The 13,876-nt window shown below is 43.6% G+C and carries 14 protein-coding genes; 6 read left to right on the plus strand and 8 right to left on the minus strand.

Annotated elements, in window-relative coordinates; translation table 11 throughout:
• Positions 1 to 22: 22 nt before the first annotated feature.
• A complete protein-coding gene (locus A7D14_RS16740; RefSeq protein WP_067037199.1) occupies positions 23 to 487 on the minus strand; it encodes a hypothetical protein in 465 nt (154 codons plus the stop codon).
• Positions 488 to 634: 147 nt separating this feature from the next.
• Positions 635 to 1,150 carry a hypothetical protein gene (locus tag A7D14_RS16745; protein WP_067037201.1) on the minus strand — a complete coding sequence of 172 codons (516 nt, stop codon included), beginning with the start codon at positions 1,148 to 1,150 and terminating at the stop codon, positions 635 to 637.
• Between the two features lie 204 nt (positions 1,151 to 1,354).
• Between A7D14_RS16745 and xerD the strand changes: the two genes are divergently transcribed.
• Positions 1,355 to 2,251 carry a site-specific tyrosine recombinase XerD gene (gene xerD, locus A7D14_RS16750; RefSeq protein WP_067037203.1) on the plus strand — a complete coding sequence of 299 codons (897 nt, stop codon included), beginning with the start codon at positions 1,355 to 1,357 and terminating at the stop codon, positions 2,249 to 2,251.
• Positions 2,252 to 2,264: 13 nt separating this feature from the next.
• On the opposite strand, the gene A7D14_RS16755 is transcribed toward xerD, so the two are convergent.
• Complete coding sequence (locus A7D14_RS16755) at positions 2,265 to 3,572, minus strand: NAD(P)/FAD-dependent oxidoreductase (RefSeq protein ID WP_067037268.1); 1,308 nt, start codon at positions 3,570 to 3,572, stop codon at positions 2,265 to 2,267.
• Positions 3,573 to 3,670: 98 nt separating this feature from the next.
• Between A7D14_RS16755 and A7D14_RS16760 the strand changes: the two genes are divergently transcribed.
• The 3 genes from A7D14_RS16760 to A7D14_RS16770 all read left to right on the plus strand — a co-directional run bounded on the left by A7D14_RS16760 (position 3,671) and on the right by A7D14_RS16770 (position 6,310).
• Complete coding sequence (locus tag A7D14_RS16760) at positions 3,671 to 5,098, plus strand: amidohydrolase (RefSeq protein WP_067037204.1); 1,428 nt, start codon at positions 3,671 to 3,673, stop codon at positions 5,096 to 5,098.
• A 69-nt stretch (positions 5,099 to 5,167) separates the two neighbouring features.
• Positions 5,168 to 5,662, plus strand: coding sequence for an RNA polymerase sigma factor (locus tag A7D14_RS16765; RefSeq protein WP_067037205.1), 495 nt, complete (start codon positions 5,168 to 5,170; stop codon positions 5,660 to 5,662).
• A 3-nt stretch (positions 5,663 to 5,665) separates the two neighbouring features.
• On the plus strand, positions 5,666 to 6,310 hold the full coding sequence (locus A7D14_RS16770; RefSeq protein ID WP_083158139.1) for a hypothetical protein: 645 nt from the start codon (positions 5,666 to 5,668) through the stop codon (positions 6,308 to 6,310).
• Here A7D14_RS16770 and A7D14_RS16775 read toward each other — a convergent pair.
• Positions 6,307 to 7,119: a lysophospholipid acyltransferase family protein gene (locus A7D14_RS16775; RefSeq protein ID WP_067037207.1), complete on the minus strand. Its 813-nt coding sequence runs from the start codon at positions 7,117 to 7,119 to the stop codon at positions 6,307 to 6,309. The genes A7D14_RS16770 and A7D14_RS16775 overlap by 4 nt on opposite strands.
• A gap of 36 nt (positions 7,120 to 7,155) precedes the next feature.
• On the minus strand, positions 7,156 to 7,797 hold the full coding sequence (locus A7D14_RS16780; RefSeq protein ID WP_067037209.1) for an NUDIX hydrolase: 642 nt from the start codon (positions 7,795 to 7,797) through the stop codon (positions 7,156 to 7,158).
• On the opposite strand from A7D14_RS16780, the gene A7D14_RS16785 reads away from it, so the two are divergent.
• Both A7D14_RS16785 and A7D14_RS16790 read left to right on the plus strand, forming a co-directional pair.
• Positions 7,796 to 8,521 carry a peptidylprolyl isomerase gene (locus A7D14_RS16785; RefSeq protein ID WP_067037211.1) on the plus strand — a complete coding sequence of 242 codons (726 nt, stop codon included), beginning with the start codon at positions 7,796 to 7,798 and terminating at the stop codon, positions 8,519 to 8,521. The genes A7D14_RS16780 and A7D14_RS16785 overlap by 2 nt on opposite strands.
• A 50-nt stretch (positions 8,522 to 8,571) precedes the next feature.
• Positions 8,572 to 9,288: a dienelactone hydrolase family protein gene (locus A7D14_RS16790; RefSeq protein WP_067037213.1), complete on the plus strand. Its 717-nt coding sequence runs from the start codon at positions 8,572 to 8,574 to the stop codon at positions 9,286 to 9,288.
• 25 nt (positions 9,289 to 9,313) lie between these two features.
• On the opposite strand, the gene A7D14_RS16795 is transcribed toward A7D14_RS16790, so the two are convergent.
• From A7D14_RS16795 to A7D14_RS16805, 3 genes are read right to left on the minus strand one after another with little or no spacing between them, the layout of a single operon-like run.
• Entirely contained in the window at positions 9,314 to 11,965 is a 2,652-nt protein-coding gene (locus A7D14_RS16795; protein ID WP_083158140.1) for a TonB-dependent receptor, read from the minus strand.
• A gap of 5 nt (positions 11,966 to 11,970) precedes the next feature.
• Positions 11,971 to 12,510: a DoxX family protein gene (locus A7D14_RS16800; RefSeq protein WP_083158141.1), complete on the minus strand. Its 540-nt coding sequence runs from the start codon at positions 12,508 to 12,510 to the stop codon at positions 11,971 to 11,973.
• Positions 12,494 to 13,639, minus strand: a complete 1,146-nt coding sequence (locus A7D14_RS16805) for a protein involved in meta-pathway of phenol degradation (protein ID WP_067037219.1) — start codon at positions 13,637 to 13,639, stop codon at positions 12,494 to 12,496. Before A7D14_RS16805 ends, A7D14_RS16800 begins: the two co-directional genes overlap by 17 nt.
• Positions 13,640 to 13,876: the final 237 nt, after the last annotated feature.

Here is a 13,876-nt window from a genome sequence, read left to right on the forward strand (position 1 = left end):
TTTTATCATTTTATCTTCTGAATCAATTAAAGGCAAACTGAATGCCCAATCCAAAGGCAGCTACATGATTGTCCGGCCCGTCGCTAAGAATGATGGAAGGCCTCCAATCAAAATTAATGACAATGGGTGCTCCGTTTATTTTGAAATCCAATCCACCATGGGGACGTAACGCAAAAATATTGTCAAAATCCTCGATAAGGATGATACTGGGCCCTATACCCACATACCATCGCAGTCCTCTGGCTCCTCTAAATTGCTTGTGGTACGAATACAATGCCGTAATTATGGTTGCATTGTCTTCAAAACCCAAATCTGCCTGCCCCACATGATTGCTAGAGAAAAAGAACTTTCCTGTGGCACCAACAAAGGTGGCATCTTCAACCGCCGTGTCCACACCCAGCCCCAACGCTGCCTTATAGCTGGTCTGGGCTTTGATGGATACAGAACATAGAAGCACAAGCGTAAAAACAAATAGTAATTTTTTCATTTTTAAGTATTTATTGGTTAATAATTCATGTTCTAAAAACTGTTATAGGATTTGGGGTTATCAACAGTTTGTTTTATTAATTCATAATTCAATTTTTATAGTTCACATCTAATTTATTTCCAAGCAACCGCGGTCATAGGTTCCAAATCAGAACAAAAACAAAATTCCCAAGGTTGCAATTGAAAAACTCCAGTCATTACTAATATTGACATAGGAGACATTCAATTCCGTATTTCCGGTAATGTTGTAACCAATTATGGGCCTTAGATAGAACCCGCCTTCGTTCAGTTCATTAAATCCAACGGCATAGCCTACATCGGCTCCCAATTTAAAATCATAGGTTGGGTATATCCGAAGAGAACCTGCTACCGGCAAAAATTGAAAGTCCTCATACTCCACGGTAACTGCTCCGCCCGAAAGGGAGGTGGTATCCCCAAAAGCATGGATAAACCCAGTTGCAAAACCTACATCCAACAGTTCGGAGGCCCCAATGTGGTAGGCCAAATCCAAACCAAGGCTAAAACTGGAAGCATCTCCAGCATCTCCAACAGGAAGACCCGCGTTTAAACCTGCTTTAAAACTTGTACGGTCCACATATTGGGCCATTGTCGAAAAACTAATGGCAAGCATTGCTGCGGTTGCCAATAAAAATGTCTTGTTCATATTTGTTAAAATTTGCTAAACACTTAAACGGGTCTTCAATGGATATAGTATTCGCAAATGTTAAAAACCTACTTTCACACAAGTGACGAATGTATTTAAACCCTTCTTTCATTCCCACTATAAATTGACCAAAAAGCCATATCAGTTGACCAATCGGTGAAAAAGGGCAAAGCATTCAAAAATTATTGTCGCTATCTTTAAACCATGAACTGGCACCAAGCACTACAGGATTATAAAAACTATCTGAAAATTGAGCGGGGACTCAGTTCAAATTCCATTTCAAACTATGGTCTGGACCTGCAAAAGTTGATGGAGTACCTCAACGAACACAGCATTACTGAATCCCCAATCCAAATTGATCAGGAAACTGTACAGCAGTTCATTTACGATGTGGCCAAAACCGTGAATCCAAGATCACAGGCCCGTATTATTTCTGGCTTGAAAGGATTTTTTAATTATTTGGTTTTTGAGGATTATCGCTCCGACAATCCCATGGATTTGATCGAGACCCCAAAAATTGGGAGAAAGTTGCCCGATACCTTGTCCGTTGAAGAAATAAACGGGCTCATTTCGGCCATTGACCTGTCCAAACCCGAAGGGGAACGCAACCGTGCCATCTTGGAGACCTTGTATGGCTGCGGGCTTCGCGTGTCAGAATTGGTCAACTTAAAGTTGTCCGACCTATATTTTGATGAAGATTTTATAAAAGTTACGGGCAAGGGGAACAAACAACGATTTGTACCCATCAGCAGCATCAACCAAAAATACATCAACATCTATCGCAATGAGGTGCGGCTACATTTACCCATTCAAAAAGAGCATGAAGATTTTGTTTTTTTGAACCGAAGGGGAAAACAGCTCACCCGAGCCATGATCTTCACCATTATTAAACGCTTGGCGGAATACATTGGTTTGAAAAAAAATATCAGCCCGCATACATTCCGGCATTCCTTTGCCACGCATCTTTTGGAAAATGGGGCCGACCTGCGGGCCATACAACAGATGTTGGGGCATGAAAGCATTACCACCACCGAGGTCTATATGCATGTAAACCGGGTGCATTTGACCCAGGTTTTAAACGAATTTCATCCTAGGAAATGAGAATGTAATACCATCAATCCTTATTCAATTGATTTTTGGAGACTTGGTTCTGCTTTTTATAAGGCCGAATGATCAAACGGGCCTCACGATCAAAACGAATGTAATTGTACACCCAATTGATGAACACCACTACCCTATTTCTAAAACCGATCAAGAAGTACAGGTGTACAAACATCCATACAAACCAAGCAAACACCCCTTGGAATTTTACCCTTTTCATATCCACCACGGCCTTGTTCCGGCCAACGGTGGCCATACTGCCTTTATCCTTGTAGACAAATGGTTTCATAGGCAGGCCTTCCACCAATCGCACCAAGTTATCGCCAAGACTTCTACCCTGTTGAATAGCAGGTTGTGCCATCATGGGATGGCCATGGGGAAAGGTCTCGGTTTCCATTTGGGCCACATCCCCAATGGCGAAGATCTCCGTGAACCCATCAACTTGATGGAACTGGTTCACTCTCAACCGATTCCCTCTGCACAGAAATTCCTTTCCATCCAAGCCTTTAATTGAAACCGCTTGCACTCCAGCTGCCCATACCAATGTTGCCGTTTCAAAAGAGGTGCTGGTATCTGTGGTAACGTGATTGCCGTCATAATCCATAACCCTGATGTTCTTCCAGACGTTCACCCCCAAGTCTTCCAAAAAACGTTCGGCCTTTTGGGAGGCCACTTCGCTCATTTCGGGAAGAATACGGTCTCCACCCTGCACCAGGTTTATCTGTGCCCTTCTGGTGTCCAGATCGGGATAATCCTTGGGCAATATTCCCTTTTTTATTTCCGCCAAGGCACCGGCCAGCTCCACACCGGTAGGTCCGCCACCCACAATTACAAAGTTCATGAGCGCATCACGTTCATGAAGGTCGTCGGTAAGGAGTGCCTGCTCAAAATTTTCCAAAATAAGGCTCCTCAGATTCAACGATTGTGGAATGGTCTTCATGGCCATGCCCTTGGTCTCAATATTTTTGTTTCCGAAGAAATTGGTCTCCGACCCTGCTGCAACAACCAAATAATCGTAATTGATCTCACCAATGTTGGTGTTCACCTGTCTAACTTTGGTGTCAATACTTACCACCTTGGCCAATCGGAAGAAAAAATTGGGATACCCCTGAAGCACTTTTCTGATCGGATAGGCAATGGAATCCGGTTCCAATCCACCTGTTGAAACTTGATACAACAAGGGTTGAAAGTTATGGTAGTTGTGCTTATCCAAAAGCACTACCTGCATTTCTTTTTTACTGAGCTTCTTGGCTAAGGCGATTCCTCCAAAACCACCTCCAATGATCACTACCCGAGGGTAGCTTGTTTGCGGAATATTCATGGTTGACATGCCTGCAAAATTAAGCATTCCCATGTTGGCTATGCCATATTTAGATGGGTTTTTTAGTATCTTTAACGCCTGACTCAAAACTCCATACAATGAAAAAATTTCTCCCGATCAGTATTGCACTCATTCTTTCCGCAACTACTGTCTTTTCCCAAAAAGATGAAAAAAAAGTCCTTGAAGATTTAACTTCCAAAACCCAGAAATATGGCGACATTGCCCATGAGATTTGGGGACTTTCCGAAATGGGTTACCAAGAAGAAAAAAGCGCTGCCCTCCTGCAAGAAACCCTTTCCGATGCCGGTTTCACGATTGAAAAAGGCATAGCGGGCATTCCCACTGCTTTCAAGGCCGAATATGGGTCAGGATCTCCGGTGATTGCCATTTTAGGGGAGTATGATGCACTTCCCGGATTGTCCCAACAAGCCGTTCCCGAGAAAAAATCGGCCAATAAAGCAGCTGGACATGCTTGTGGGCACCATCTTTTTGGCACGGCGTCCACAGCGGCAGCCATAGCCGTAAAAGATTGGCTAACCTCCAACAAAATACAGGGAACCATTCGTTTTTATGGTTGTCCAGCCGAAGAAGGTGGTTCCGGAAAGGTTTATATGGTCCGTGAAGGGGTCTTCAACGATGTGGATGTAGCTTTGCATTGGCATCCAGGCGCAGAAAATGAAGCCAGTGCCGGAGCAGCGTTGGCCAATAAATCTGCCAAATTTCGGTTTTATGGCATTTCTGCACATGCTGCCGGGGCACCGGAAAGAGGTCGCTCTGCCTTGGACGGCGTTGAGGCCATGAATGCCATGGTCAATATGATGCGTGAACACATTCCGCAGGATGCCAGAATCCATTATGTGATCACCGATGGGGGAAAAGCACCCAATGTGGTTCCAGATTTTGCTGAAGTATATTACTATTCAAGACATGGAAAAAGGGACGTGGTCATTGATATTTTTGACCGCATCGTAAAAGCCGCCGAAGGGGCTGCCTTGGGCACAGGAACCACCATGGATTACGAAATGATCGGGGGAACACACGAACTCTTGCCCAACCTGACCCTTCAAAAAATCATGTTTGATAACTTGACCAAAGTTGGGGGCGTAACCTACACTGACGAAGAAAAAGCATTTGCGGAAAAAATATCCAAAACCTTGGGGTCCGAAACCTTGGACATGGGAAACGCAGAGAACATACAACCTTACCAAGAAGAAGCCCGGGCCTACGGTTCCACCGATGTGGGCGATGTAAGCTACACCGTACCCACCGCTGGTTTGGGAACGGCAACCTGGGTTCCCGGCACACCGGCACACAGCTGGCAGGCCGTTGCCGCTGGCGGGACATCCATTGGTACAAAGGGAATGATGGTGGCCGCAAAAACCTTGACCCTCACCGCCATGGATATTTTCAAGAATCCCGAAACCGTAAAAGAAGCAAAGGCAGAACTTGAAGAACGCCGGGGCAAAGACTTTAAATACATCCCCTTATTGGGCAACAGACCACCGGCCTTGGATTACCGTAAATAAAGGTTTTCTGGTGGTACTGTAACAAAAACCGTTTTGTAGCTACATATAAGTCAAACTACTTACCAACCTTTGAACAAAGAACTGGAACATCGTTTTGTTACCGAACTTGAGGACAATCAGAATATTGTTCACAAGGTGTGCAGCCTCTATACCAACGACAAGGATTCACACAATGATCTCTTTCAGGAAATAACGATTCAATTGTGGAAGGCCTATCCCAAATTTAGGGGGGAATCCAAGTTCAGTACATGGATGTATCGGGTGGCATTGAACACGGCCATCACCTTGTACAGAAAATCAAAAAGAAGGGTACAGACGCAGGATTATGACTCGGTAGTTCACAAAATTAAGGCCGACCCCTATGATGACACAGAGGAAAAGCAATTAAAATTGATGTATGATGCAGTGCGGCAATTGGGCGATATTGACAAAGCCTTGGTCTTTCTCTATCTGGAAGACAAAGATTATTCAGAAATAGCGGAGACACTCGGTATCACCGAAGTCAATGCCAGAGTGAAAATGAATCGGGTAAAAAATAAATTAAGAACCATATTAAACCCTTAGGTTATGGTGGATGAACTGGAACTTTTAAAAAAAGACTGGCAGAAAAAGGAAGCCGACCTTCCCAAACTGTCCTATGATCAAATCTACAAGATGATCTGGAAAAAATCATCTTCCATCGTAAAATGGATTTTTTACATCAGTATCATTGAATTTGTTTTTTGGGCCGGGTTGAACATCATTTTCAGCGATGCGGAATCCATGCAGGAACTCAAGGCCATGCACATTTACCGACTTATCATGGTACTGAATTTCATCAATTATGGGATTATTTTGTACTTCATCTATAAGTTCTACATCAATTACCGCAAAATCTCCTTCACCGATTCATCAAAAAAACTGATGGGAACAATATTGAGTGTCAAGAGAACCGTGACCCAATACGTGTGGTTCAACCTGATCATCTTTACCATATCCATGATTATTAGTATTTATGGTGCCTTTGTGTATGGTCCCGAAGGTGAGAAACTTATGGAGGCCGCGGCCCAAGATGGCAACACCACCATGTTTTGGGTAATGACGATTGCCTTCTCTGTAGTTTTTATTGCAGTGTTTTTGGTTCTTATCTGGCTCTTCTACAAACTGCTCTACGGAATTCTTTTGAAACGTTTACGGCAAAATTATAAAGATTTAAAAAAGTTGGAAGTCTAATCCCCCCGGTAACTATACCTTCTTTTTTGGTTTTCTTCCTCGTAGGCCGCCAATTCTTCCTGAGGAATCACCTTTAAAAAGGATGGATGTTGCTCTATGGCATATTCCAGTTTTTCCAAAATGGATTCAATGGATTCGTTGTCGTAATCAATATCAAGCGGGGGCTTGATTTGCATGGACTGCAAAATGCCCTTCTTTTTTACCCGAAGTCCCTTTTTATCAAAAGAACGCCTAAATCCGTCTATCACCACAGGAACAACCACGGGTTTATATCTTTTTATGATGTGCGCCGTTCCTTTTCGCAAAGGTTTCCACGGAGTTGTGGTTCCCTGCGGGAAGGTAATCACCCAACCGTCGTCCAATGCCTTGGCTATATTGCTGATATCACTGAACTTCACTTGTCGGTTTACCTCCTGCCCACCAGCTCGCCACGTTCGCTCTATACTTATGGAACCGGCATAGGCCAAAATCTTGGTGAGCAGACTTTTCTTCATTGTCTCCTTTGCCGCCACATAATAAATATTGAGCTTGGGCTTCCACAAATACCCCAAGTTCTTGATATTGTCATCCCTGCCCTTTAGGCTGGCATTGAACACATGGAACATGGCCACCACATCCGCAAAATAGGTCTGGTGGTTGCTCACAAAGAGCACATTGGTCTCGGGCAAATCCCGAATAATCTGGGAACCTTCTATTTCAAGCGTATTGAATCCTTTATAACGTTGGTGGGTGATCATACCGGCAAAACGGATCAACCAACGCTTTAAGAAAAGAATATGACCGAAAGGATTTGTTTTAAATAGGCCCATGGGGTAACTGTTGTTGGCAAATTTACAAAATAGCGTTCAAAGCACTTGCCGTAAAAGCTCCCTGATTTCGCTCAGCATCATGGCTGTGGCACCCCAAACAGTATAACCATTTAATTTGTAAGCAGGTACGTTCATATTTTTTGCATAGGATGTGCTCAACAATTCCTCAATGAGGTTGGCATCGTCCAAAAAATCCTTCACATAGGCCTCCACCACCTGCTCCACCTCATCTTCTTGGGGCACAAAAGGTTGGGGATTGGGGTAGATTCCCATGTAGGGCTGAACCATAAAATTACTGGGGGGAATATACACCTCGCTCAAAGCCCGAATCACCTCAACCGAAGTGGGTGGCACACCTACTTCTTCATGCGTCTCCCGGAGGGCGGTGTGCATTAAATCCTTGTCTTGTCTTTCAACCTTTCCGCCCGGAAAACCGATTTGGTTGGAGTGCACCCCCTCATACGTTTTTCGCAAAATGAGGAGCAATCGGGTTTCCATGGACACATCAGGATAAAAAAGAGCCATGACCCCTGCCCTTTTGGGATTTATTTTCTTGATATTGTTCTGCTTCATCCACTGTACCCGCTCCAGTGGGGACATTTTATAGTGGGATTCTTCTCCTGGAAGAGGGAGATTTTTTAATTTTAAAGCTATTTCACAAAATTCATCAAAATTCATGTTGTTAAGATCATCAGCTTTAACTACAAGTATACTACTAATTTTTTTCGTCTCCTGCGGAGAGTCACCAAAAAAGAAAGTCGTTCAAAAGGAAGAAACCGCTGTTAAAATAGATTCCGTACAGCAAGAAGACATCAAAGACCCTTCCGAAGAAGAGGAACAGGAAGAAGAAACCTTTGTATTGGATGAAGAAAATGCCATCAATTTCTTTTTTGATTATGCCAAAAAGCTCAAAAAAAACAAAGTAAAGATCACTACCACCATGGGGAGTTTCACCGTTCAACTGTATGATGATGTCCCCTACCACAAGGCGAATTTTATCTATTTGGCCCGACAGAACTATTTTGACAGCACCCAATTCCACCGCGTGGTCAAGGATTTTATAATCCAAGGCGGCAACTCAGACGATAGAAAAACAGCGAGAAAACGTGGTGATATTGGAAGGTATCTGCTTCCTCCCGATGCCAAAAAAGGCTACAAACACCACCGGGGCACCATTTCCATGCCCAGTAGCGAAAGGGACAACCCCCATAAGTTGGCCTCACCCTATGAGTTTTTTATTGTGGTCACCAAACCCGGTTCGTATCACTTGGATGGTTCCTACACCCCTTTTGGCCGTGTCATTGAAGGGATGGACGTAGTGGATGCCATAAACAATGTGCCCGTTGGAGACGGGGACTGGCCCCAAAAAAATGTTTACATTCTTGATGTTGAAGTTTTGTGAACCAATAAAAAAATAATATAATTTAGACTCCATATGGAATAACTCAAAAAATGATACAAACTCAACAACTCATTTACTCAGACAAACAACAATCCTACGAAGGCGTAATTTCCTATGACGACACTATTAAAGGCAAACGTCCCGTGGTTTTGGTTTCCCATACCTGGGTGGGACAATCCCAATTTGAAGAAGACAAAGCCAAGGAATTGGCAAAATTGGGCTATTTAGCCTTTGCCATCGATGTTTTTGGACAGGGACGAAGGGCCAAAGACGCCAATGAGGCCGAAGCCTTGATGAACGAAATGTTGGAAGACCGCCAAGAACTCTTGAACCGATTGCTTCTGGCAGTGAACACTATAAAAGAAAATGAAATGGCCGACGTAAAAAAAATAGGGGCCATTGGCTTCTGTTTCGGTGGAAAATGTGTGTTGGACTTGGCCCGCTCCGGAATCGATGTGAAAGGTGCCGTCTGTTTCCACGGCATTTTTGACCCGCCAGGTATTGAACATGAAGGCGATATTAAAGCCAAAATTTTGGTGATGCACGGTTGGGAAGACCCTTTGGCTTTTCCAAAAGACATTGTTTCATTGGGCTATGAACTCACCGAACGCAATGCCATCTGGGAAATGGATGTTTTTGGACATACGGGCCATGCCTTTACCAACCCCAATGCCAATGATCCTGATGGAGGAATGATGTTCAACCCATTGGCCAATGATCGTTCTTGGCAACGGATGACCCACTTTTTTGAGGAGGTTTTTAAATAATAGGCACGGAAACTATATGGGATCCTTACATTTTTAGATTAATCCCAAAAATGATCTGCCGAAAGCCTCCAGCAAATACACCTGAAGTAGCCCGGTTTAATCTTGAGGCCCTGTACTTCTGATCGGTTATGTTTTTACCATTGACAAAAACGGTGGCATCCATCTTTTCCCCTATCCTAAAATCATAGTTGAGAAAGGCATCTAGGGTAGTAAAAGAAGGGAGTTGCCCAATAGCACCATCTGCTGACTCTGACTTAAAATTATGGAATTCGGTATACTGCTCACCCACGTGGTGCACATTAAACCCTGTGGAAAGTCTTTTCCAATCATAATTTAGGCCAATGCTCATATTGATTTTTGGAGTATACGGTGCTTCGGCATCTTTGATGCCTTGATCCCCAAAAGTTATGGTACTTCTGGTGATGTTGGGAAAATCACCGGCGTCAATGGTTTCATCGGTAAGCAAGGTTTCCCCTCCTCCATCGTCCACATAGATTTCGTAAGCATTTCTATGGGCATTTACTTTGGTAATGTACTCGTTCTGGGTAGCTGAGCTGTGTATCACCTGTGAGAAAAGGTCCTTGTCTTCCAATTTGCCTTCCATTACTTTAGAATGCATATAGGTGGCATTCCCCAATAAATGGAGTTGGTGTTCGTCATTTTGTAACAATTCGGCATCAAATGCCAATTCCACACCCTGCACATTGATTTTACCCAATTCTTCAAACACCTCATTTCGCCCACCCGCATAAAAATTTCTGCTCGCATTGTGAAAATAGGTCAACTGACCATTGATACAATTATTCAAAAAACTGCCACGCCACCCCAATTCCTTGTTCCAGCTTAACTCTGGGTCAATATTGATGCTCTGTCCTTCCAAAGGATTGGTCACCACACCATCCTGCTCCACTAAAAACCCGAACACTTTTGATGGCGCGATCATACCCTGATAGACACTTCCAAAAATTTCTCCCCTTCCCTTTTTATAATTGATGGTAATTCCGGGTAAAAATTGATTATAGATGTTAGGTTCCCTACCTTCTGAGGTGCTTTCTAAGTTTGGATCTTGTGCTTGGTCCATAAGGTCTTGTCGGTACATATCCACATGTTCAAACCGTAAAATGGGGTTTATGCCCAACTTTCCGAAGTTGAATTCATTCCGAATGTATCCATTGGCAGACCACAATCTATACCATAGATCCTTGGTGGTCACACCGCTTCTGGCCCAACGTGAATTCTCGGCCTCCAAAAAGACATCCTTGAAAGTTTCCCTGTGTAAATTTATACTGGCTTCAAAATCACTTGGGGCGCCAAAGGCTTCCCAAACCGCCTTCACCGTTTCCTTAATCCCAGAGACTTTGTATATCCATCGGCTATCCGTTGTACTTTCCAGCCCGTTCAATACCCTTCCCACGATCACGTATTCCTCATCATCAAATGTTTTTCCGTTCAGGTATCCATACCGTTGATTGTAAATGGCATCGCCCACATAATCCTGAACCTCGGAGGCCCTTACTTTTGCAGTGACCTGTCTCCACCAATCGCGTTCAAAATCCGAAGCATATATTTTTGAGGTAAAACTGAGTTTTTCATTGGGCAACCATTTGTGGATGATGTCCACACCATACCTTCTCATGGTAAACTGATCGGCATCCAAGGGATTTTGTGTGGGGTCGGTCTCAAAAGTAAAAGGGGTTTGTGAACTCAAAGAGGCCTGATTGTCCTCAAACTGACCACTCACCTTAAAATAGAGGGATTGATCTTTGGATAATTTGGCAAACACCTTCGCATTGAGGTTCAAGATTTCCACAGAGGAATTGTCCGTAAAGCCATCAAACTTTTTATAGACACCTTCCACCAAGGCTCCCATATTGTTCCAGGTACCTCCATACGAAAACAGGCCAGATGTATAGTTTCGTTGTCCTCCTGTCAATTTCAACCTCAAGGTTGGTTTTTGGGGTGGCAAGGCGGTAATATAGTTCACGGCTCCATACATGTTATTGGGACCATACCGCAATAAATCCGCTCCTTTGTATACCTCAATGGAAGTAATCCGGTCGCTCACCGGGTTGTAGTATGCCCCGGGTGCGATGTAAGGCGCGGGAGCCGAAGGTGTTCCGTCTTCCATCAACAAAACCTTCTTGGAACGTCTGCCCCAAGACCCCCTTATGCTTATGTTGGGCCTGTTGGACAGTCCCATATCGCCCACTATATTCACTCCGGGAATGGTACGAAGCACCTCCTCGGTACTCAGGGGATTAATGTTTTGTAAGGTGATGGGGTTAATCCTAAAGTTACTTCCCTTGAAATCGGTCTTGTAATTATGGGGTGAGGCACTCACAATAACCTCATCCAAGGTGGTGTTGGCCCTAACGAGTTCAATAACTCCCAAATTGGTGATGGATGATGTAAAATCAATCGCTTTTGCCTCATAACCCAAATATTTTATGGTGACTGTTCCTCTTTGATAGGGGGCAGTGACCTCAAAAAATCCAAAATCATCTGTGACGGTTCCCAACTGTCCCTCTTGAATGATGACCTGTGCACCGATGAGGGGTTGCAAATCGGTGGCATCAATTACCTTACCCGTGAGTTTAGTTTGGGAAAAAACAAAAAAATTGGATAAAAGAGTCAACAAGAAAAGTAGTGCAAAGTGGGGAAATCTTTGTCTCTTCATTATACTTATTTAGAATGCTTTCGGTGGTTTCCGTCATCAGTTGCGCCAAACTTGAAAATGCGTGTAGATAAAGGATGTTCCTGTTTAAAATTAGGTTTGGATCTAAATGAAATGGATTTCACATCAACATTAAGCAAGGAAAGCAATGCTGCGATTATGATTAAATTTTTGATGATATACTGTCCCAACAAGGTTAAATACAGTGGCCCTTCGTTGAATACTTGATCCGGAAAAAACACCAAGGGCATAAAGGTGAAAATAATATGCACCAAAGCCAACAAAGCAACTGTTCTCCTTGCCAAATTGAAGATTAAGAACACGCCTATCCATGTTTCCCAAAGTGCTAAAAGTATGATGGCAAAATCATCTGGAATGAGCCCAAAAGTAAGAATGTGGATTGTACTTTTGGCCAATCCCTCAGCTGGACTGAGGTCTGGAAAAAACTTCAGTATTCCAAACCACAAGTAGACCAAACCTATGGAAATTGCCAAAAGGCTGTTTCTGGAGGTTTGCTTCACGGTGTTTAAATTAATTACTGAATTCATTCATGAGTTCTGGATCCACTTTCACCTTTTTGCTGGGGATGCGGAAAGAAACTCCCACATTGATCAAGTAGTCTGCAAAGGCGGCATCCCCTTGTCTCGGGTTTCCTGTAGCTTCCTCAGTCTGTTTATCGGTAACACTCTGCGGACGCTCTCTTCGCACCGCGAAAGGCACATTTAAGTTGATGGAAAAATTATCCTTTATAAAGGCAATTCCAGGGTCAATGGACAAGACATTCCCCGGTCTTCTAAATCCTTCATTGCCCCCAATAAGGTCTTTTACCGGAACACCTTCATACCGTGCTCCCAGCGAACCAGAAATCGTATTGGAAAAACTTTGGCTCACCCCGGCACGCAGTGAATACTGATCGGGAACGGCCATAATGGCTTCATTCTGTAAAATTGGGCTCAAGGTTTCCCTAAAGGTTCGGGTGCCATTGGTTTCCCTTGGGTTGATCAGATAAAATCCACCACCGTAGGCAAACAATTTCTCAGCAATTTTTTGATAGAATTGAAAATCCAACGTAATTCCAAAACCACCATCCCCGGGCTGGATGCTCTGGTCAACGGGTCGAACCTGAGGCCCACCCTCTGGCCCTACATTGTAAAAAATATCGGAAGCATTCCAATTGCCCGTGGGCAACTTAACCCCCAACCCAACAGCCAAATTTCCATTTTGGTGCTTTTCAAGATCGAACAGCCAATAGCCCACTCCCACCCGAATATCGGCTAAACCGCGCGAATAGGTAACATTTCTTTCATCTCGACCATGCTCGTACAAGGAAGATCGGGTATTGATCACAGTTGGAATGGTAATACTGGTATACAACCTATCAGTGATGCCATAGGTGAGGAAAAAATCCCATGAATGGGAATGGTTGATCACCTCTGACCCATTGGCAACCCTATCGGGTTCTTCCTCGGTTCCCCTAAAATGTCGGAACGATCTAAAATAACGGTAATTACTTCCAATTTGAATGTCCCCAGGACCCAAAAGGTTACTCTCCAACGTATTTCCCACACAGGATGAAAAATGACGGATGGCCACACAACCTTGTGCGCTTGAGGTTTTGATTCCGAAGAAAGACGCTGCAATAAAAAGTATAAGACAAAGTGTTCTTTGAGGTTTCATTTTTTGTTTTGATTGGTTGATTGGTTGATAAAAAAAGCCGACCTAATTAAGGACGGCCCTCTATCTTGAATACACTACTTATTTATGACTAAACTTGCGACGAAAATAGGGTGTTCATCTAGCAGCTATGGCTAACAAAAGGGTAAAAAAGATTAATGAAGGGTTAATAAGGCTAATAATAGATTAACCAACCCGGCGTGATGATGTTTGTCATCTGCCCTCCTTCTGAAAAAACAA

The sequence above is a fragment of the Allomuricauda sp. CP2A genome (genome assembly GCF_001683915.1).
In the GTDB taxonomy this organism is placed as follows: domain Bacteria; phylum Bacteroidota; class Bacteroidia; order Flavobacteriales; family Flavobacteriaceae; genus Flagellimonas.

Coding starts and splice junctions, on each gene's coding strand:
- A7D14_RS16775 (WP_067037207.1), bottom strand. CDS start 7,119: ATGGGCCTATTTAAAACAAATCCTTTCGGTCATATTCTTTTCTTAAAG.
- A7D14_RS16795 (WP_083158140.1), bottom strand. CDS start 11,965: ATGAAGAGACAAAGATTTCCCCACTTTGCACTACTTTTCTTGTTGACT.
- A7D14_RS16745 (WP_067037201.1), bottom strand. CDS start 1,150: ATGAACAAGACATTTTTATTGGCAACCGCAGCAATGCTTGCCATTAGT.
- A7D14_RS16760 (WP_067037204.1), top strand. CDS start 3,671: ATGAAAAAATTTCTCCCGATCAGTATTGCACTCATTCTTTCCGCAACT.
- xerD (WP_067037203.1), top strand. CDS start 1,355: ATGAACTGGCACCAAGCACTACAGGATTATAAAAACTATCTGAAAATT.
- A7D14_RS16770 (WP_083158139.1), top strand. CDS start 5,666: ATGGTGGATGAACTGGAACTTTTAAAAAAAGACTGGCAGAAAAAGGAA.
- A7D14_RS16740 (WP_067037199.1), bottom strand. CDS start 487: ATGAAAAAATTACTATTTGTTTTTACGCTTGTGCTTCTATGTTCTGTA.
- A7D14_RS16790 (WP_067037213.1), top strand. CDS start 8,572: ATGATACAAACTCAACAACTCATTTACTCAGACAAACAACAATCCTAC.
- A7D14_RS16780 (WP_067037209.1), bottom strand. CDS start 7,797: ATGAATTTTGATGAATTTTGTGAAATAGCTTTAAAATTAAAAAATCTC.
- A7D14_RS16805 (WP_067037219.1), bottom strand. CDS start 13,639: ATGAAACCTCAAAGAACACTTTGTCTTATACTTTTTATTGCAGCGTCT.
- A7D14_RS16755 (WP_067037268.1), bottom strand. CDS start 3,572: ATGAATATTCCGCAAACAAGCTACCCTCGGGTAGTGATCATTGGAGGT.
- A7D14_RS16785 (WP_067037211.1), top strand. CDS start 7,796: ATGTTGTTAAGATCATCAGCTTTAACTACAAGTATACTACTAATTTTT.
- A7D14_RS16800 (WP_083158141.1), bottom strand. CDS start 12,510: ATGAATTCAGTAATTAATTTAAACACCGTGAAGCAAACCTCCAGAAAC.